Raw genomic sequence first — 19,495 nt, forward strand, 5'->3', positions numbered from 1 at the left:
AGTCAAGGGGGTCAGCCTTTGTCCAACCGCAATGATCATTTCAGGACAACTGCCGTTCGCGCGCCCTGATTGGAACCCGGGAGCCTCCATCCGGGAAGATGGGGGTATGACTGCCCAGATTCTGGATGGCAAGGCCACCGCCGCCGCGATCAAGTCCGAGCTCACCGCCCGCGTCGAGGCGCTGAAGGCCAAGGGTGTCACCCCCGGCCTGGGCACCCTGCTGGTCGGCGACGACCCGGGCAGCCGCTGGTACGTCAACGGCAAGCACCGGGACTGCGCCCAGGTGGGCATCGCGTCCATCCAGCGCGAACTGCCGGAGACCGCCACCCAGGAGGAGATCGAGGCCGTCGTCCGGGAGCTCAACGAGAACCCGGACTGCACCGGCTACATCGTCCAACTCCCGCTCCCCAAGGGCATCGACGCCAACCGCGTGCTGGAGCTGATGGATCCGGCCAAGGACGCCGACGGGCTGCACCCGATGAGCCTGGGCCGCCTGGTCCTCGGCATCGAGGGCCCGCTGCCGTGCACCCCGTACGGCATCGTCCAGCTGCTGCGGCGGCACGACGTCGAGATCAAGGGCGCGCACGTGGTCGTCGTCGGCCGGGGCATCACCATCGGCCGGCCGATGCCGCTCGTGCTGACCCGCAAGTCCGAGAACGCCACGGTCACCCAGTGCCACACCGGCACCCACGACCTGTCCGCGCACCTGAAGCAGGCCGACATCATCGTCGCCGCGGCCGGTGTGCCGCACATCATCAAGCCCGAGGACATCAAGCCCGGCGCGGCCGTGCTGGACGTCGGCGTCAGCCGGGACGAGAACGGCAAGATCGTCGGCGATGTGCACCCCGGCGTCGCCGAGGTGGCCGGCTGGGTCGCCCCCAACCCGGGCGGCGTCGGCCCGATGACCCGCGCCCAGCTGCTGGTCAACGTCGTCGAGGCGGCGGAGCGCGCGGCCCAGGGCTAGCCCCTGTCCGGCGGGCAAGGGCCCGACCGGCCCGGACGTGCGAGCCTGGAGGGGGCCGCGGTCCGCCGTCCCGCACGCTCGATCGATCGATCCTCGACCCATCCTCGACACCGACCTGGACACCGGACACCGGAAGGGGCTGACCGCCACACATGGCTGCCGAAGCGCACTCGGAGGGTGCGTCCGAGCCGCAGCGCACCTCGCGCCGCTTTCCGCAGCTGACCCGCGACACCGCCCGCCCCGAAGGCGGCGGCCGGGCTGCTTCGGGCGACTATCCGGCGCCGGCCCGACAGTGGCCGCTGCTCGCCGTACTGGGCGGGGTCGGCCTCGGGCTGCTGCTGGTCGCGCTGGACGCCTTCCGGATCGGCTCGATCGTGATCGGGCTGTCCCTGCTGGGCGGCGCGGTGCTGCGGTGGGCGCTGCCGTCGGTGGGGATGCTGGCCGTCCGCTCCCGCTTCACCGACCTGATCACCTACGGCGGACTGGGCTTCGTGATCGTGATCCTGGCCATGATGGTGCAGCCCAAGCCGTGGATCCACATCCCGTTCCTGGACGACATCGTCCACTTCACGGTCCGTTAGGGCGCTTCTGACGGATCTCCGCGGCGTCGCGGCGTCTGGCACGCACTCCCCCACGCCTAAAGGGCGCGGGGGACCCCCATGCGGCGTTGCCGGGATGTCCCCATAGCTCCGCTATGAAGACATCCCGGCGCCTTGCGATCGCACGCACCAGGCGCCGCTCCTTCTTCCACGGAGATCCGTCAGAAGCGCCCTAGGGCCGGGCCGATGGGTCGGGGCCGGACAGGCCCCGGGACCGGTCCGGAAGCGTCCCACGGCGCTGCGGCACACCTCGTGCCGTAGCGCCGCGCGCTTGTGTGACGCGGGTAACTTGGCGACGTCCGGGGGGTGCCCCAACCGCGAGAGGGACGTCCATCTCATGGCCAAGATCAAGGTTGCCAACCCCGTCGTCGAGATCGATGGCGACGAGATGACCCGCATCATCTGGTCGTCCATCAGGGACCGGCTGATCCTCCCGTACCTCGACATCGAGCTGAAGTACTTCGACCTCGGCATCGAGCACCGGGACGCCACCAGCGACCAGGTGACCGTCGATGCCGCGCACGCCATCCAGCGGTACGGAGTCGGGGTGAAGTGCGCGACGATCACCCCGGACGAGGCCCGGGTCGAGGAGTTCAACCTCAAGGCGATGTACCGCTCGCCGAACGGCACCATCCGCAACATCCTCGGCGGCGTGATCTTCCGCGAGCCCGTCATCATGGAGAACGTGCCCCGGCTGGTGCCCGGCTGGACCCGGCCCATCGTCGTCGGCCGCCACGCCTTCGGCGACCAGTACCGCGCCACCGACCTGAAGGTCCCCGGCCCCGGCACGCTCACCCTGACCTTCGCCCCGGCGGACGGCGGCGAGCCGACCGAGCTGGAGGTGCACGAATTCCCGGGCGCCGGCGTGGCCCTGGCGATGTACAACCACGACGACTCGATCCGCGACTTCGCCCGGGCGTCGTTCCGCTACGGACTGGACCGCAACTATCCGGTCTACCTGTCCACGAAGAACACGATCCTGAAGAAGTACGACGGCCGCTTCAAGGACCTCTTCCAGGAGGTCTTCGACAGCGAGTTCCGGACCGACTTCGAGGCCCGCGGCCTGACGTACGAACACCGGCTGATCGACGACATGGTGGCCGCCGCCCTGAAGTCGTCCGGCGGCTACGTCTGGGCCTGCAAGAACTACGACGGCGACGTCCAGTCCGACATCGTCGCCCAGGGCTTCGGCTCGCTCGGCCTGATGACGTCGGTGCTGATGACGCCCGACGGCCGGACCATCGAGGCCGAGGCGGCGCACGGCACCGTCACCCGCCACTACCGCCAGCACCAGCAGGGCAAGGCCACCTCCACCAACCCCGTCGCCTCGGTCTTCGCCTGGACCCGCGGCCTGGCGCACCGCGGCAAGCTCGACGACACCCCGGAGGTGACCCGCTTCGCGCAGACCCTGGAGCGGGTCTGCGTGGAGACCGTCGAGGGCGGCCAGATGACCAAGGACCTGGCCCTGCTCATCGGCCCCGCCCAGCCCTGGCTCACCACCGACCAGTTCCTGGAGGCCCTGGACGCCGCCCTCCAGAAGGCGATGGCGCCGGCCTGAGTCCGCGCCGGCGCCGGCCGCCGTGCCTGGCCGGGATTCGCCCTCCCCAAAGAGCTGCCGAGGGAAAGGGGGGATTGCCCTCCCGGATCCCGGGAATGCGCACCACAACCCCCCACGGGTGTGGCACAACCGCCGGCCGCCCGCGCTCCCCCTCCCACGAGCGGGCGGCCGTCGCCCCTCCCTGATCGGGCCGCTCCGCCGGCCGTCCGCGCGGCGGTCGCCGAGGTGGTCCGGTCGGGGTCGGCGTGACGGCCGGTGAGGTGTCCCACACCGGCCCGTCACTTGCGCCGGGCGGGGGTCCGATAGCCTGACGGCCGGGTCTCTCGATACCAAGAGACCTTGATAGATGGGCAGGGACACCCACCGCCACCCAAGGTGGTCCAGGGGCTTGCCCCCGGAATACCGCGCAGGAGATCGCCATGACCCGCACTCCCGTCAACGTCACCGTGACCGGCGCCGCCGGCCAGATCGGTTACGCCCTTCTCTTCCGCATCGCCTCCGGCCATCTGCTCGGCGCGGACGTGCCGGTCAAGCTGCGCCTGCTGGAGATCCCGCAGGGTCTCAAGGCCGCCGAGGGCACCGCGATGGAGCTGGACGACTGCGCCTTCCCGCTGCTCCAGGGCATCGAGATCACCGACGACCCGAACGTGGCCTTCGACGGCGCCAACGTCGCGCTGCTGGTCGGCGCCCGCCCCCGCACCAAGGGCATGGAGCGCGGCGACCTGCTGGAGGCCAACGGCGGCATCTTCAAGCCGCAGGGCAAGGCCATCAACGACCACGCCGCGGACGACATCAAGGTCCTGGTCGTCGGCAACCCCGCCAACACCAACGCGCTGATCGCCCAGGCCGCCGCCCCGGACGTACCGCGCGAGCGCTTCACCGCGATGACCCGCCTGGACCACAACCGCGCGGTCACCCAGCTCGCCCAGAAGACCGGCACCCCGGTGTCCGAGATCCACCGCCTGACCATCTGGGGCAACCACTCGGCCACCCAGTACCCGGACATCTTCCACGCCACGGTCGCCGGCAAGAACGCCGCGGAGACCGTCAACGACGAGAAGTGGCTGGCCGACACCTTCATCCCGACCGTCGCCAAGCGCGGCGCGGCGATCATCGAGGCCCGCGGCGCGTCCTCCGCGGCCTCCGCGGCCAACGCCGCCATCGACCACGTCCACACCTGGGTCAACGGCACCGCCGACGGCGACTGGACCTCCATGGGCATCCCCTCGGACGGCTCCTACGGCGTCCCGGAGGGCCTGATCTCCTCCTTCCCCGTCACCACCAAGGACGGCAAGTACGAGATCGTCCAGGGCCTGGAGATCAACGAGTTCTCCCGCACGCGCATCGACGCCTCCGTCAAGGAGCTGACGGAGGAGCGCGAGGCGGTTCGCGCGCTCGGCCTGATCTGAGCCGGCGCCCGTCGCACCACCCCACCGAGCCCGTACGGCCCAACCGCCGTACGGGCTCGTCCCGTTGACGGCGCGTCGTGAGCCGATAACGCGCTGACACGACGGCCTCCGCTCCTCTATGCTGCGATGCCTTCACACGTCCGGGTGACGGTGCGCGCCGGCGGAACCGCCCCACCGCGCCGGCGCGTTGTGACGGATACGCGGTGGCACGCAACGGCACGTACGGGGGAGGCCGATGACTGGGAACGAGGTGCCCGCGCAGCCGGGGGGCCGGCCACGATTGCGCAAGGAATCCGCGGGCGCTGCGGCGCCCGCACCGCTCCACACGACCCCGCCCGGGGCCAGCGAGGCCACCCGCCTGCTGTGTGCCGGGACGTACCTCGACGAGACCTTCCGCGACGCCGTCATCGACGAGCTCTACGTCCACGAGGAGCGGTTCGCCGCCCCCTCCCTGGGCATCGACGCGGCCCGGGTGCTCGCCCACGCCCTGCGCGCCCGCCGGCTCGAACTCGGCTGGTCGGCGGCGATCCTGCTGGTGTGGATCGTGGCCGTCCCACTGTCCCAGGGGATGGCGACGGCCTACCTCGGCCCGGTCGTCCTGCTGGGCCTGGCGCGTTTCGTCCGCGGGCTGTCGGCGACGTCGTGGTGGGCCCGGTCCTTCTCCTTCGTCCTGCGGTGGTACGCCCGGATCTCGCTGACGCTCTTCGTGGTGGGCCTGGCGCTGCTGGCCTTCGCCAGCAGCCTGCCGCGGTTCCTGCCGGCGCTGTCGCCGCTCGCCCTGATCGACGCCCTGCTCGCCGAGATCGGCGTCACGCAATCGTCGTCCTACGGCGGCGGATGGAGCGATCTGGGCGGTGCCTTGGGCACCTCGGACCTGGGCGTTCCGACCGTGTTCGCGATCTGGGTGGCGCTGCTGCTGCCGGTGCTGGTGGCCGTCCTGGTCGCGCTCCAGCGGGGCCAGTTCGCCCGCGCGCTGGCCCGCGAACTGTCCCGGGAGCGCTTCCCCGACGTGATGGCCGACCCGGCCGAGCGCGCCGAGGGCCTGCGCTTCCAGCGGCTGCGCGAGCGGGTGCGGACCGAGCAGCACGGGCCGCTGGTGATGTACCGCCCCGGTGACCCGTTCTGCGGTGCCGGCGAGCCGTTCAAACCCTGGTCGCTGTCAGTGGAGTTGGTCCCCCGGGCCGACGGCACCGCCGTGCCGCTGGACAACGGCGAGATCCTCGCCCGGATCGTCCCCCTCGTCGAGGCGCTGCGGGTGCCGTCCGGCTCACCGGCGATGGCGGACGCGGTCCGCGACCGGCTGCGCGCCCTGGAAGTCGACCAGTGCGTCTTCCTTCCGGTCGACGGCCTGCCGACCCGCGCCGCCGCGCCGTACGACCCGGTGGCCTTCGAGGCGCACCGGGTCGCCGCGCTGGAGGAGGGCGGCGAGACCCGCCGGCACTTCCTGCGGATCCGGGTCGGCGGTTGGCATGAGGGCGTGGTCACCACGGTCTTCGTCCGGGTCCACACCCAGGGCGGCATGCTGATGATGGAGGTGGCGCCGCACGTGCTGTGGCCGCTGCGCCCGCTCTTCCAGGACGCCGACCGGATCGCCCACCAGTACCGTCACCACCACCACTTCGGCAAGGCGGTCTGGGCGCTGACCCGCAGCCCCCGCAGCGCCGGCGAGGCCCTGCTCACCCTGCTGCGCGGAGCGGGCGGCGGATGGCGCCTGGCCACCGAGGGCCACGGCGCCGCCCTCCCGGAGGGCCCCGCCGCGGCCGTCCGCGAACTGGGCTCGATCGGCGAGGCGTCGCTCTTCCAATACATGGACGTCGCCCGCTACTTGAAGACCATCCAGCAGCGGGTGGCGGCCGGGGTGAAGAGCGCGCTGCACGAGGCGGGCTACCAGACCGCCGAGTTCGAGCAGCGCATCGTGCACGTCGCCGACGGTGGGGTCTACGTCGAGTCCGCGCAGGGCGCCGTCGGCATCGGCGACCACAACACCATCACCAACAACGGCGACCCCGCTCCCAAGAGCGACTCCGCCTCCCCGAAGGGCAGGTCCTGACGTGGCATCAGATGACACATCCGGCAAGGGCATCCACATCGGCAGCGTCCAGGGCGCCTTCGCCATCGGCGACCACAACACCGTCACCCACCACGGCGCCAACGTCCAGGGCGCCGGCGCGACCGTCGACCCGGCCCACGAGGAGCTGCTGCGGGCCGTGCGTGCCCTGCGCGAGGACCTCGGCCGGGCCGTGGAGACCCCCGAGGTCCGGGCGCTGACCGCCGAACTCGCCGGCACCGAGGAGGAGATCACCGGTACCGGCGCCGCCGCCCCCGGCCGGCTGGCCCGGCTGCGCGAGGTGCTGACCGACGCGAGCGCCGTGGTGGGGCTGCTGTCCTCCGGTGCGGCGGTGGTGCAGTCGGTCGCCGCCCTCCTGGGGGGCTGACCGGCCGTGCCCGCAGGCTCCGGACCGCGCTGGAACCCTGACACCCAGTCCTGGGAGACCGGCCCCACGCGTCCCACCCGCCCGTACACCGGCCCGATGCCGCCCCGCCCGGCCGCGCCGCCGACCGCCCCCGGGCCGACGGCCGGCCCCACCGCGCCCGCGTACCCGCCCGGCCCGTCGTACGACCCGGGCGCCGACACCCCGGGCGGGCCCGTCCCCGACCCGGCCGCCGGCCGCCGGACCCGGATCCTGATCGCCGGTGCGGTGGCCGCCGTCGTCGTGGTCGGTGCCGGCGGCGGCTACCTCCTGTGGGGCCGGGGTGCGGACGTCCGGCCGGCCGCCCGGCCGACGGCCTCGGCGAGCAGCGCCACCGCCGCCGCGCCGACCGGCCCCGCAACGGCCTCCGCGTCGCCCACCGCCTCCGCGTCCGCCACGTCCGTCCCCAGCGGCTACCACCTCGTCCACGACGAGAAGGGCTTCACGCTCGCGGTCCCCGACGGCTGGCAGCGCGAACTCCGCCCCACCGGGGTCTTCTACACCTCGCCGGACTCCCGCAGCCTGCTGCAGATCTTCCAGATCACCGAGCCCGACCTCACCCCGCGGCAGGCCCTGGAGCAGGCGTCCAAGGGGCTCTCCGGCAACCCCGGCTACAAGGAACTGGGCATCGAACCGCGCCAGGGTCCGGCCGGCGCCGGCGGTGTCCAGCTGACCTACGCCTACGACAGCGATCGCCTGGGCATCCGGGTCCAGGCTGTGGACTGCGCCTTCACCGTCCCCGACGGCCGCCAGTTCGCGGTCCTCGCCCTGGGGCCGGAGTCCGACTGGCCCCGGCAGGAGGGCGTCCAGCAGGTCGCCCTGGGGTCGTTCGCACCCACCGCCTGAGGGTTTGCGGCCCGGTCCCGGGCCGCGGCCCTAGCCGGGCAGCTCGGTCCGCTCCCACCACTCGTAGACCGGCAGTCGGCCGTCGGCGGTGTCCCACTCCCGCGCGGTCGGCCGGAAGTGCTCGTAGCCGCCGCGGTACGGGACCTTCAGGTCGCCCCCTCCGGGCTCCACCTCGACGATCCGCTCGCTGATCCCCTCGGGACCGCCCTGGAGTACTGCCTTGGGTGCCTTGCTCGCCATGGCGGCAGTGTCTCGCGCGGCCCGGGGCCGTCCGGGGCGGCTCGCCGGGAGCCGGCCGTCAGTCCCGGGGGAAATCCTCCGTCGAGAGGGTCATGCCGAGGATGGTGTCGGTGAGGTCGATTGGTTCGCCGTAGGGGACGGTGACGTCGTTCTCGTAGTCGTCGTCCTTGGGATCGGTGAAGACGCGGCATCGGCCGAGGTAGGGGTCGGCGATGATGTAGACGGGGACTTCGGCGGTGGCATAGGCCGTCTTCTTGGGGCCGTAGTCGTTCACCCCCGTCCCCTTGGAGATGACCTCCGCCACGAGCTCGACGTCCTGGTAGCGCCAGCGGCCGTTCTCCTTCTTGGCGCCGTCGACGAGCTTGGCGACGTCCGGGCAGAAGGCATTGTCCTCGTCCTCGGAGGGGAAATCGATCCGCGGCTCGGCGTCACGCGGCCTGGGTGCGGTTCTCCAGGGCGGTGATGTCGACGGTCTGGCCGGGGGCCGGGGTGTGCGAGGGGACCGGCCGGTCGTAGTTGCTGAGCAGGATGGTGCTGCTCTCGTCGTCGACCTGGGTGGTGATCTTCAGCGGATAGTGGGTGCCCTTGATCGCGACGTAGACGGTCTGGGTGGCGTCCTCGGTCTTCTTGACGATGGGCAGGACCCGGGTGCCCTCGTGGGTGGTGGGTCGGCCCTTGCTGAGGGTGACCGCGGGGGGTGACGGCTGATCGGGCGCGGGGGGCTGCGGGGTCACCGACTTCTGGAAGGCGTTCAGGTCGCAGGCGGTGGCCAGGCTCTGCAGGAAGGCGTCGTCGGTGGTGCCGTGGAGGAAGCGGTCCTGGTAGTTGCGGGCCGCCGTGCTGCCCTCGTCGCCGGGCAGCTGGCTCTTCCAGTAGGCGGCGTCGGGCTTCAGCCAGACGTCCTTGCCGCGTTTGATCAGGTCGACCCGGCCGAGCTTGCCCTTGTTGATGTTGCCGTTGCAGTTCCCGTCCTGGTCGAGGGTGAGGTCGAGCTTGGTCTCGTCGGTGGAGGTCTCGGTGCGCATGCGCAGGGATTTCGCGCCGAGGAGGCTGTGCAGGGCGTCGTCGGAGATCTCCTGGGCGGATTTGTGGGCGAGGTCGCCCTCGTCGCCCGGGTCGTCGGCCGGGACCGCGGCGATGCAGGTGGCGGTCAGGGCCGCCCCGGCCGCGCCGCAGGCCAGGGCGGTGAGGGAGCGGCGTCTGCGGGTCATCTCGGCACCTCCCGTCGGGAGGGGCTCCCGGGGGCCGCGGTGGGCCGCCCGGAAGGCTCCCGGGTGGGCATACGGCTATTTAGCGTACTTTCCGGCCTATTCGGGCGCATGTGGAGGGGTCGGGCGTCCCGGGGTGACTCGTGTCACTTTCGATGAATGTTTGGGCATAGGAACGGAGCTTTGGGTTAGGGGTCCCGGTTGCTGGCGGGTCAGCGGTCGCATCAGTGGTGATCACTGGGGCCCGGGCCGTCGGCGCAACACATCGGTAAGCGAAAGGCAGAAGATCGTCGTGGCGGCAACCGAGACAAACGAGACCATTCACGTAGGCGGGGTGTGGCGGGCGGCCGTCTCCGGCGCCACGCGCGAGGTCCTGGACCCCGCCGACGCCACGACGCTGCAGGTGGTCGCCGAGGGCGGTGCCGAGGACGCCGACGCGGCGGTCGCGGCGGCCAAGACGGCCTTCGACGGCGGCGCCGGGGTGTGGCCCCGCACGCCGGTCGCCGAGCGGGCGGCGCTGCTGCGCCGGGTCGCCGACCTGCTCCAGCGCGACCGCGAGCAGATCGCCCTGATCGAGAGCCGGGACACCGGCAAGACCCTGGAAGAGGGCGGGGTCGACGTCGACGACGTCACCAACGCCTTCCGCTACTTCGCCGACCTGGTCGCCAACGACAGCGGCGGCCGGGTCGTGGACGCCGGTTCGGCGGACGTGCACAGCGTGGTGGTGCACGAGCCGGTCGGCGTGTGCGCGCTGATCACGCCGTGGAACTACCCGCTGCTCCAGGCGAGTTGGAAGATCGCCCCGGCGCTGGCGGCCGGCAACGCCTTCGTGATCAAGCCGAGCGAGGTCACCCCGCTCTCGACGGTGTACCTGATCCGGCTGCTGGTCGAGGCGGGTCTGCCGGAGGGCGTCGCCAACATCGTCACCGGCGCCGGGCTGCCGGTCGGCCAGCGGCTGGCCGACCACCCCGACGTGGACCTCTTCTCGTTCACCGGTGGGCTGGCCAGTGGCACGAAGGCGGGCGCGGCGGCGGTCTCCGGCGCCAAGAAGATCGCCCTGGAGCTGGGCGGGAAGAACCCCAACGTGGTCTTCGCCGACGCCTGCGCCACCGACGAGGGCTTCGACACCGCCGTCGACCAGGCGCTGAACGCGGCGTTCATCCACAGCGGGCAGGTGTGCTCGGCCGGCGCCCGGCTGATCATCGAGGAGTCGGTGCGGGACCGCTTCGTCGCCGAACTCGCCCGCCGCGCCGAGAAGATCAAGCTCGGCCGGGGGACCGAGCCCGGCGTGGAGTGCGGCCCGCTGGTCTCCCAGCAGCAGCTGGAGAAGGTCGAGGCGTACGTCGCCTCCGCGCTGACCGAGGGCGCGAGCCTGCGCTGCGGCGGCGCCCGCCCCGAGCCCAGCGACGTCCGTCCCGCCGGCGGCTACTTCTACCTGCCGACCGTGCTGGACGGCTGCCACCGCGGGATGAAGGTGGTCCGGGAGGAGACCTTCGGGCCGATCCTCACCGTCGAGACCTTCCGTACCGAGGACGAGGCCGTCGCGCTCGCCAACGACACCGAGTACGGACTGGCCGGCGCGGTGTTCTCCGCCGACACCGCCCGCGCGCGCCGGGTGGCCGCCCGGCTGCGGCACGGCACCGTGTGGATCAACGACTACCACCCCTACCTGCCGCAGGCCGAATGGGGCGGCTTCGGGAAGTCCGGCATCGGGCGCGAACTCGGCCCGAGCGGACTCGACGAGTACCGGGAGAGCAAGCACATCTACGAGAACCTGCGGCCCCAGCCCGTCCGCTGGTTCGCCGGCTGACCGGTACCCACCCGTCACGCCTCCGGCCCGGGACCCGGGCCCCAGCGCACTTCGCAGTAAGGAGCACCCCTCATGCCCGTGTACGACTACGTCGTTGTCGGTGGTGGAACCGCCGGTTCCGTCATCGCCTCCCGCCTCGCAGAGGACCCCGGCATCACCGTCGCCGTCATCGAGGGCGGCCCCTCCGACATCGACCGCGAGGACGTCCTGACGCTGCGCAAGTGGCTCGGCCTGCTCGGCGGTGATCTGGACTACGAGTACACGACCACCGAGCAGCCCCGCGGCAACTCGCACATCCTGCACAGCCGCGCCAAGGTGCTCGGCGGCTGCTCGTCCCACAACACCCTGATCTCCTTCAAGCCGCTGCCGTCCGACTGGGACGAGTGGGAGGCGGCCGGCGCCACCGGGTGGGGCGCCGAGCAGATGGACCCCTACTACGGCAAGCTGCGCAACAACATCGTGCGGGTGGCCAAGAAGGACCAGAACCAGATCGCCACGGACTGGATCGAGGCCACCAAGACGGCGCTCGGCGTCCCTGAGGTCGTCGGCTTCAACGACCGGCCCTTCGAGGAGGGCGTCGGCTTCTTCGACCTCTCCTACCACCCCGAGAACAACAAGCGGTCCTCCGCCTCCGTCGCCTACCTCCACCCCCACATGGAGGCCGGCGACCGCCCCAACCTCACGCTGATGCTGGAGACCTGGGCGCACAAGCTGGAGCTGGACGGCACCACCGCCAAGGGCGTTCACGTCCGCACCAAGGATGGCGAGGAGGTCTACGTCGAGGCCGCCCGCGAGGTGCTGGTGTGCGCCGGCGCGGTGGACACCCCGCGGCTGCTGATGCACTCCGGCATCGGCCCGAAGGCGGACCTGGAGGCGCTGGGCATCGAGTGCGTCCTCGACCTGCCGGGCGTCGGGGAGAACCTGATCGACCACCCCGAGTCGGTCATCGTCTGGGAGACCAACGGGCCGATCCCCGGCAACTCCGCGATGGACTCCGACGCCGGTCTGTTCGTGAAGCGGGACCCGGGACACAAGGGTCCGGACCTGATGTTCCACTTCTACCAGATCCCGTTCACCGACAACCCCGAGCGACTGGGCTACGAGCGCCCCGAGCACGGCGTCTCGATGACCCCCAACATCCCCAAGTCCCGCGCCCGCGGCCGGCTCTACCTGACCTCCGCCGACCCCGAGGTCAAGCCCGCCCTGGACTTCAGGTACTTCGAGGACGAGGGTGACTACGACGGACAGACCCTCGTCGACGGCATCAAGCTGGCGCGCAAGGTCGCCCAGGCCGAGCCGTTCAAGAAGTGGCTCAAGCGCGAGGTCTTCCCCGGCCCCGAGGTCACCGACGACGCGGAGATCAGCGAGCTGGTCCGCAAGGCCGCGCACACCGTCTACCACCCGGCCGGCACCTGCAAGATGGGCGCCAAGGACGACCGACTCGCCGTCGTCGACCCGGAGTTGAAGATCCGCGGCCTGAACGGCATCCGGATCGCCGACGCCTCGGTCTTCCCGACGATGCCCGCGGTGAACCCGATGATCGGCGTGCTGATGGTGGGGGAGAAGTGCGCCGAACTGCTCCGCGAGGCCCCGGCCCAGGGGGGTGATGCGTGATGACCGGTACTGCCGCCGACACCACCGCGATCCCCAACCCCTGCGAGGCCGGTCAGGGTTCCGCAGCGGACGACACGGGCACGCAGCCCGTGGTGTTCTCCGTACGGCACCTGTGGAAGGTCTTCGGCCCCAAGGCCGAGCGGATCCCCGAGGACGCCTCGGTCACCGACCTCAGCGCCCGGGAGCTGCGCGAACAGACCGGCTGCACCGCCGCCGTCCGCGACGTCTCCTTCGACGTCCGCAAGGGCGAGGTCTTCGTGGTCATGGGGCTCTCCGGCTCCGGCAAGTCCACCCTCGTCCGCTGCCTGACCCGGCTGATCGAGCCGACCAGCGGCGACCTGGAGATGGACGGCGAGGACGTCCGCGCCATGGACCGCACCGCCCTGCGCGAGCTGCGCCGCCGCCGGGCCGCCATGGTCTTCCAGCACTTCGGCCTGCTGCCGCACCGCACCGTCGTCGACAACGTCGCCTACGGGCTGGAGATCCAGGGCGTCGGCAAGTCCGAGCGCCGCGAGCGGGCCGCCGAGATGGTCGACAAGGTCGGCCTGGCCGGCCTGGAGAAGCGCCGCCCCGGCCAGCTCTCCGGCGGCCAGCAGCAGCGCGTCGGCCTGGCCCGCGCGCTCGCCGTGGACCCCGAAGTCCTGCTGTTCGACGAGCCGTTCAGCGCGCTCGACCCGCTCATCCGGCGCGACATGCAGGAGGAGGTCGTCCGCCTGCACCGCGAGGAGGGGCGGACCATGGTCTTCATCACCCACGACCTCGCCGAGGCGCTGCGGATCGGCGACCGGATCGCCCTGATGCGCGACGGGCAGATCGTCCAGCTCGGCACGCCCGAGGAGATCGTCGGCTCGCCGGCCGACGACTACGTCCGCGACTTCGTCCGGGACGTCCCGCGCGAGCAGGTGCTGACCGTGCGCCGCGCGATGCGCCCCGCCGAGGACGGCGAGGCCACCGACGGCCCCGCACTCACCCCCGACACCCTGATCGCCGACGCCATCGAGGCGGTCGCCCGCTCCGGCGGCCCCGCCCGGGTCGTCGACGGCGGCCGCTGCCTGGGCATCGTCGACAGCGCCTGCCTGCTGAACGTGGTGGCCCGGATCCCGCAGCCGCACCACGACGCCCCGGGGGAGGTGGCCGCCTGATGTACGCCGCCGCCCCCTACCGCGGCGCCAGCCGCGCCGTCGTCCCCCGCGCGCCCGCCGCCAGCCCCCGGGCCCGGCTGCGCGCCGCCCTGTTCCGCCAGTGGCGCCAGGCCCAGCGCACCGCCGCGCTGAACGTGCCGGTCGGCACGGTGAAGCGAGGCCGCGCATGACTACTGCCGCACCCCCCACCACTCCCGGCGCGCTCGGCGCCGGGAAGCTCAGTCCGATACAGGGCCTGCTGCGCCGCCGTGGCCTCGCCAAGCTCCTGCTGCTCGCCGTCGCCGCGGCGGTCCTGGTCCCGCTCGTCCGGTCCGCGTGGCCCGGCGCCTCCTGGCCCGGCGCGCTGACCGTGGACCTCTCCGGTCCGCTCGACCACGCCAGCAACTGGATCATCGACAACCGCGACAGCCACTGGCTGTTCGTCTACGTCCTCGGCCACCTCAGCAACGCCGTGGTGCTCTCCGTCCGCGGCGTCTACCTGCTGCTGCTCGCGCTCGGCTGGACCGGTGTGACGGCCGGCGTGACGCTGCTGGCCTGGCGCGTCGCCGGCCTCCGCATCGCCGCCGTCGCGCTGGTGTCGTTCCTGGTCAGCGGGGCCCTGGGGATGTGGGTCCCGACCATGCAGACGCTGGCGCTGATGATCGTGGCGGTCCTCGCCTCGGTGGTCGTCGGCGCGCTGCTCGGGCTCGCCGCCGGCCTCTCCCCGCGGCTGTTCAAGATCCTCCGCCCGGTCCTCGACACCATGCAGGTGCTCCCGGCCTTCGCCTACCTCCTGCCGGTCGTCATGATCTTCGGCATCGGCGTGCCGGCCGCGCTGCTGGCCACCGTGATCTACGCGGCGCCGCCGATGGCCCGGCTCACCGCGCTCGGACTGCGCGGCGCGGACGCCGGCGTGCTGGAGGCGGTCTCCTCGCTCGGCGCCACCGGACGCCAGCGGCTGCTGACCGCCCGCCTGCCGCTGGCCCGCAAGGAACTCCTCCTCGGCGTCAACCAGACGATCATGATGGCGCTGTCCATGGCCGTGATCGCCTCGATGATCGGCGCCGCCGGCCTCGGTGACCGCGTCTACCAGGCGCTCGCCTCCGTCGACGTGGGCGCCGCGCTCGCCGCCGCCGTCCCGATCGTGCTGCTGGCCATCGTCATGGACCGCACCACCGCCGCGGCCGGCGAGAAGCTGGGCGCGACCCCGGCCGCCGCCGGCCCGCGGCTGCTGCGCGGCTGGCCCGCCTGGGCCGGGATCGCCGTGATCACCGCCGTGGCCGCGCTCGTCGGCCGGCTGGCCGGTTCCGCGATCTGGCCCGCCGGTGCCACGTTCGCCATCGCCCGCCCGGTCAACGACGCCAAGGAGTGGATGGTCAACCACCTCTACTCCGGTGTCCCGGTCGTCGGCGGCACCGCCGACTGGGCCGCGCACTTCACCAACTGGGTGCTCAACCCGCTGCGCGACGGCCTGACCGCGCTGCCCTGGTACGGCGTGCTGCTCATCGTCGCCGCGCTGGCCTGGCTCATCGGCACCTGGCGCACGGCGCTCACCGCCGTCCTGGCGATGGCCGCCATCGGCGTCCTGGGCGTGTGGAAGCCGTCGATGGACACCCTCTCCCAGGTCCTCGCCGCCCTGGCGCTGACCCTGGTGCTGGGCATCGGCGTCGGCATCCTCGCGGCCGGCAGCAAGCGCTTCGAGGCCGTGCTGCGGCCGGTCCTGGACGTCATGCAGACCATGCCGCAGTTCGTCTACCTGATCCCCGTCGTGGCGCTGTTCGCGGTGGGGCGCGCCCCGGCCGCCGCCGCTGCCGTGGTCTACGCGCTGCCGGCGGTCATCCGGATCACCACCCAGGGCCTGCGCCAGGTGGACCCCGGCGCCATGGAGTCCGCCCGCTCGTTGGGCGCCACCCGTTGGCAGACCCTGCTCCAGGTCCAACTCCCGCTCGCCCGGCCGGCGTTGCTGCTGGCCGTCAACCAGGGCGTGGTGCTCGTCCTCGCCGTCGTCATCATCGGCGGCCTGGTCGGCGGCGGTGCCCTCGGCTACGACGTGGTCACCGGCCTGGCCACCGGCAACCTCGCCATCGGCTTGGTCGCCGGCGTCGCCATCGTGTGCCTGGGCCTGATGCTCGACCGGGTCACCCAGCCCACGGAACGGCGCACGACCGGGAAGGGAGCCTGACCATGTCCCGCACACCGATACGCCCGCGCACCCTCGCCAAGGCGCTCGCGGCCACGGCCGCGACCGGCGCGCTGCTGGTCTCGCTCTCCGCCTGCGGCAAGGCCGACATGACCAAGCAGGCGTCGCCGTTCGCCGCCGCCAAGGGCTCGAAGTCCGTCACCCTGTCCGTCCAGACCTGGGTCGGCGCCCAGGCCAACGTGGCGGTGGCGAAGTACCTGCTCGAACACGAACTGGGCTACCACGTCGACACCGTCCAGGTGGACGAGATCCCCGCCTGGGACGCGCTCAGCCAGGGCCGGGTCGACGCGATCCTGGAGGACTGGGGCCACCCCGACCAGGAGAAGCGCTACGTCCAGGACAAGAAGACCATCACGGCGGGCGGCGGCAACGGCGTCACCGGCCACATCGGCTGGTGGGTCCCCAAGTACTGGGCCGACGCCCACCCCGACGTCACCAACTGGAAGAACCTCAACAAGTACGCCGACCAACTCCGCACCTCGGAGAGCGGCGACAAGGGCCAGCTGATGGACGGCTCGCCGTCCTACGTCACCAACGACAAGGCGCTGGTGAAGAACCTCGGCCTGAACTACCAGGTCGTCTTCGCCGGTTCCGAGGCCGCCCAGATCACCCAGATCCAGCAGTTCGCCAAGCAGAAGAAGCCCTTCCTCACCTACTGGTACGAACCCCAGTGGCTCTTCAACCAGGTGCCGATGGTGGAGGTCAAACTCCCCGAGTACACCGACGCCTGCGCGGCGAAGGGGACCAAGGACCCGCAGTCCATCGACTGCGCGTACCCCACCACCCCCCTCCAGAAGTACTTCAACACCGACTTCGCCAAGAGCGGCAACTCCGCGGCGCAGTTCCTGAAGAACTTCCGCTGGGACAAGAAGGACCAGAACGAGGTCTCCGAAATGATCGCCTCCAACGGCCTCCCGGCCGACGAGGCCGCCAAGAAGTGGGTGGACGAACACCCCGACGTGTGGAAGAGCTGGCTGCCGAACCCCTCGAAGAAGTAGCCGTAACCCCCCCACCTCTCTCCCCCCCCGAACGGGCGGGTCCGACGCCGGTCGGTCCCGCCCGTCGGCGTTCACTCCGGCGTGAACTCGTACTGCAACTCGTAGAGATGGCCCGCCTTGGCCATCACGGTGGCCTCGATGGGGCGTTCTTCGTTGCTGCGGACGACACGCAACGTCCGAAGGATCGGAAGACTGCTGGGGAGGCGCAGCGTCGTGTACTGCTCTTGCGTGGGTACGCGCGCGGAGACCCGGTCCACACTGAGCCGGGGCGGGTATCCCAGCTCGGCGAGGAGCGTCGGCGTACCGCCCTTGATCTTGCGGCGCTCCATCATCGCGGTGCCCTGGGCGATCTCCAGCGGGTAGTAGGACTTGACCAGTTCGACGGGCTCGTCGTCGATGAAGAGCACCTGGCAGCGGAGCAGCGCCGTGCTGCCCGCTGCCAGCTTCAGTGCCGCGGCGACGTCGGCAGGCGGCGTGGTTTCTGCCACCTCGACCAGCTCGCTCCGTGCCTGTGCGCCGAGCTTCGCGGCCTCGGTGAGCCAGCGGTACGGCTCGCCGGCCTTCGCCGCAGCCATGTAAGACGCCGGTCGCATGGTCCGCTGCCGGTGCTCGCGGACGGTGACAGCCGCTCCGGGCCGCCCGATGGCCAGTCGTTCGTCCTTGAGGAGTTGCAGCGCCTTTTGCACGGTCGCGTTCGAGGCGGCGAAACGGGCCGTGAGTTGTGCGGTGGACGGCAGTTTGGCGCCCGGGGCCAGGTCGCCGCTCATGATTTCCTCGCGCAGATCGGCGGCGATGCGCTCATGCAGTGAGCGGCGGTCGTATGCGTCGGCTTCGGTCCTGGGCATGGTCATCCGATCCTGAGCTCGTAACGCAGTCGCTGACGTTGTGCCGGCATCACCATGACGTCGACCTGGAGGGGGCGGTCGTCGCCGTCGAGAGTGAGTCGCGTCAGCTGCAGCACGGGCTCGTGCGGGCCGGTCTGCAGCGTCTGCTGTTCCTCCTCGTTCGGCATCCGGGCGATCACGTCCTCACGCACCCGGACGCCCACGTGCCCGAGATCGGCGAGCAGTCTGACCGCGCCACCGGGGATCTTGGCCGTCCCGGCAAGCCGGGTGCCGCGGGCGATGTGCGCCGGGTAGAACGTGTCAGTCAACTCGCATGGCGTGTCGTCGGGATACATGATGCGGCGGCGTACGACCACCGCCTCTCCCGCAGGAGTCCCGAGCAACTCGGCCACCTCGGAGGGCGCCGCGATCTCCTCGGCGCGGACGATGCGCTGACTGCCCCGTCGGCCCTTGGCCGCGGCCTCGGCACCCCAAAGGTCGGACGGGCCCTTGTCCCGGGGCGTCACGTACGGCATCGAGGTGCTGACCCACTCGCCTGCGCTCACGGTGTCCTCCCGCCAAGTCGACGATCTTTTGGTGTTGCTGCTCTACACGGTAGGTACGCGAACACCAAAAGATCGCCGTTGGGGGGCTACGACCGGGATGCCGACATGGTGGGGATGGTGCGCGGCCTCGGGGGCGCTCGTGAGCTGCTCCGAGTGCGAAGGGCTCGCCGTGGAATTACGAGCGGCTGCGGAGTCGGGCGACAAGGCCGGGGCCGTCGACTGTCGGGTGTTGCTACGACGTCATCCGCAGCACGACGACGTGCCGGTTCACGTTCCCGCCCCCCCCGGTGGGTACTTGCCCGGCGGGTGACGGCGCGTCGTCAGTCCTCCAGCAGCTCGTCCACCAGGTCCATCGCCAGGTCGTGGGTCTGGTGGACGGGGAGGCCCTCGTCGAGGAACCAGTCGTCGGTGGCTTCGGGGTGGGGGCCGACCACGGCGACCTTGCCGGCGCCGCAGGGGGCGACGACGGCGGCGACGGTGCCGTTGGGGTAGGTAGCGAGGACGGTGGCGTCGGCGCCCTCGTCGAGGAGGAAGTGCGGGCCGTCCTGGAAGTAGACGGTGCGGGGGAGGCCGCGCCACCGGGTCTCGACGACGGTGTCGCCGTCGTGGGTGACGGTGGCGCCGGGCGTGACGATGTACTGGTCGGTGTCGCCGGGGAGCAGGTCGAAGCCCGGGTCGTCGCCGGCCAGGTAGCCGCCCAGGCAGAAGCCCAGGTAGCGGCCGCCGCCCCGGACGTAGTCGCGGATCTCATCGGCGTGCTTGCGCAGGCGGCGGTAGGCGGGGTCCAGGGAGCCGCCGCCGGGCTGGGCGTAGAGGTGGGCGTGTGCCAGGGACGTGGCGGAGAGCGGGATGTCCTCGTGCGGGCCGATGTAGCGGACGTCGAGGTTCCAGGGGCCGGAGGACAGCAGCGAGGCGACCGCCTCGGAGCAGCCGGCGGGGCGGGCGGCCGGGCCGCGGTAGACCAGGGCCAGCCGGCGTCCGTCGGGTGTGGGCAGGGGCGGGGCCTCGGGCGTGCCGCCGCCGAGGAGCCGGCGGAGGGAGCCGAGGAAGCCGTTGGGGGGAGGCAT

18 protein-coding genes and 1 pseudogene are annotated in these 19,495 nt (G+C 71.7%); 13 read left to right on the plus strand and 6 right to left on the minus strand.

Going from position 1 to position 19,495, the window contains the following annotated elements; all coding sequences use genetic code 11:
• Positions 1 to 106: 106 nt before the first annotated feature.
• The 7 genes from JNO44_RS26320 to JNO44_RS26350 all read left to right on the plus strand — a co-directional run bounded on the left by JNO44_RS26320 (position 107) and on the right by JNO44_RS26350 (position 7,847).
• On the plus strand, positions 107 to 964 hold the full coding sequence (locus tag JNO44_RS26320; protein ID WP_205366356.1) for a bifunctional methylenetetrahydrofolate dehydrogenase/methenyltetrahydrofolate cyclohydrolase: 858 nt from the start codon (positions 107 to 109) through the stop codon (positions 962 to 964).
• 152 nt (positions 965 to 1,116) lie between these two features.
• Positions 1,117 to 1,545: a DUF3017 domain-containing protein gene (locus JNO44_RS26325; RefSeq protein WP_073445862.1), complete on the plus strand. Its 429-nt coding sequence runs from the start codon at positions 1,117 to 1,119 to the stop codon at positions 1,543 to 1,545.
• Positions 1,546 to 1,900: 355 nt separating this feature from the next.
• Positions 1,901 to 3,121 carry an NADP-dependent isocitrate dehydrogenase gene (locus JNO44_RS26330; protein WP_205366357.1) on the plus strand — a complete coding sequence of 407 codons (1,221 nt, stop codon included), beginning with the start codon at positions 1,901 to 1,903 and terminating at the stop codon, positions 3,119 to 3,121.
• 419 nt (positions 3,122 to 3,540) lie between these two features.
• Entirely contained in the window at positions 3,541 to 4,530 is a 990-nt protein-coding gene (locus JNO44_RS26335) for a malate dehydrogenase (protein ID WP_205366358.1), read from the plus strand.
• Between the two features lie 235 nt (positions 4,531 to 4,765).
• On the plus strand, positions 4,766 to 6,580 hold the full coding sequence (locus tag JNO44_RS26340; RefSeq protein ID WP_205366359.1) for a hypothetical protein: 1,815 nt from the start codon (positions 4,766 to 4,768) through the stop codon (positions 6,578 to 6,580).
• Position 6,581: 1 nt separating this feature from the next.
• Positions 6,582 to 6,965: a hypothetical protein gene (locus JNO44_RS26345; protein ID WP_039633526.1), complete on the plus strand. Its 384-nt coding sequence runs from the start codon at positions 6,582 to 6,584 to the stop codon at positions 6,963 to 6,965.
• A gap of 6 nt (positions 6,966 to 6,971) precedes the next feature.
• Positions 6,972 to 7,847, plus strand: a complete 876-nt coding sequence (locus JNO44_RS26350; RefSeq protein ID WP_240167672.1) for a hypothetical protein — start codon at positions 6,972 to 6,974, stop codon at positions 7,845 to 7,847.
• Between the two features lie 30 nt (positions 7,848 to 7,877).
• Here JNO44_RS26350 and JNO44_RS26355 read toward each other — a convergent pair whose 3' ends face one another.
• The 3 genes and pseudogenes from JNO44_RS26355 to JNO44_RS26365 all read right to left on the minus strand — a co-directional run bounded on the left by JNO44_RS26355 (position 7,878) and on the right by JNO44_RS26365 (position 9,298).
• Positions 7,878 to 8,087: a DUF5988 family protein gene (locus JNO44_RS26355; protein ID WP_039633522.1), complete on the minus strand. Its 210-nt coding sequence runs from the start codon at positions 8,085 to 8,087 to the stop codon at positions 7,878 to 7,880.
• Positions 8,088 to 8,145: 58 nt separating this feature from the next.
• A pseudogene (locus JNO44_RS26360) lies at positions 8,146 to 8,514 on the minus strand (Uma2 family endonuclease); the annotation flags it as partial.
• A 1-nt stretch (position 8,515) separates the two neighbouring features.
• Complete coding sequence (locus JNO44_RS26365; RefSeq protein WP_205366360.1) at positions 8,516 to 9,298, minus strand: hypothetical protein; 783 nt, start codon at positions 9,296 to 9,298, stop codon at positions 8,516 to 8,518.
• Positions 9,299 to 9,629: 331 nt separating this feature from the next.
• Here JNO44_RS26365 and JNO44_RS26370 point away from each other — a divergent pair, with 331 nt between their 5' ends.
• The 6 genes from JNO44_RS26370 to JNO44_RS26395 all read left to right on the plus strand — a co-directional run bounded on the left by JNO44_RS26370 (position 9,630) and on the right by JNO44_RS26395 (position 17,038).
• Positions 9,630 to 11,105, plus strand: coding sequence for an aldehyde dehydrogenase family protein (locus tag JNO44_RS26370; RefSeq protein ID WP_205370552.1), 1,476 nt, complete (start codon positions 9,630 to 9,632; stop codon positions 11,103 to 11,105).
• Positions 11,106 to 11,177: 72 nt separating this feature from the next.
• Complete coding sequence (locus JNO44_RS26375; RefSeq protein ID WP_205366361.1) at positions 11,178 to 12,719, plus strand: GMC family oxidoreductase; 1,542 nt, start codon at positions 11,178 to 11,180, stop codon at positions 12,717 to 12,719.
• Positions 12,719 to 13,861, plus strand: a complete 1,143-nt coding sequence (locus JNO44_RS26380) for a quaternary amine ABC transporter ATP-binding protein (protein ID WP_205366362.1) — start codon at positions 12,719 to 12,721, stop codon at positions 13,859 to 13,861. Before JNO44_RS26375 ends, JNO44_RS26380 begins: the two co-directional genes overlap by 1 nt.
• Entirely contained in the window at positions 13,861 to 14,031 is a 171-nt protein-coding gene (locus JNO44_RS26385; protein ID WP_167390773.1) for a hypothetical protein, read from the plus strand. Before JNO44_RS26380 ends, JNO44_RS26385 begins: the two co-directional genes overlap by 1 nt.
• Positions 14,028 to 16,022: an ABC transporter permease subunit gene (locus JNO44_RS26390; protein WP_205366363.1), complete on the plus strand. Its 1,995-nt coding sequence runs from the start codon at positions 14,028 to 14,030 to the stop codon at positions 16,020 to 16,022. Before JNO44_RS26385 ends, JNO44_RS26390 begins: the two co-directional genes overlap by 4 nt.
• A 2-nt stretch (positions 16,023 to 16,024) precedes the next feature.
• Entirely contained in the window at positions 16,025 to 17,038 is a 1,014-nt protein-coding gene (locus tag JNO44_RS26395; protein WP_205366364.1) for an ABC transporter substrate-binding protein, read from the plus strand.
• 71 nt (positions 17,039 to 17,109) lie between these two features.
• Here the strand turns inward: JNO44_RS26395 and JNO44_RS26400 are convergent, their stop codons facing one another.
• The 3 genes from JNO44_RS26400 to JNO44_RS26410 form a co-directional block, all read right to left on the minus strand.
• Positions 17,110 to 17,889: a GntR family transcriptional regulator gene (locus JNO44_RS26400; RefSeq protein WP_205366365.1), complete on the minus strand. Its 780-nt coding sequence runs from the start codon at positions 17,887 to 17,889 to the stop codon at positions 17,110 to 17,112.
• Positions 17,886 to 18,428, minus strand: a complete 543-nt coding sequence (locus tag JNO44_RS26405) for a GntR family transcriptional regulator (protein WP_205366366.1) — start codon at positions 18,426 to 18,428, stop codon at positions 17,886 to 17,888. Before JNO44_RS26405 ends, JNO44_RS26400 begins: the two co-directional genes overlap by 4 nt.
• Positions 18,429 to 18,748: 320 nt before the next feature.
• On the minus strand, positions 18,749 to 19,495 hold the full coding sequence (locus JNO44_RS26410; RefSeq protein WP_205366367.1) for a BPL-N domain-containing protein: 747 nt from the start codon (positions 19,493 to 19,495) through the stop codon (positions 18,749 to 18,751).

Origin of the sequence: Streptomyces noursei (assembly GCF_016917755.1) — a bacterium.
GTDB classification, from domain to species: Bacteria; Actinomycetota; Actinomycetes; order Streptomycetales; family Streptomycetaceae; genus Streptomyces; species Streptomyces yunnanensis.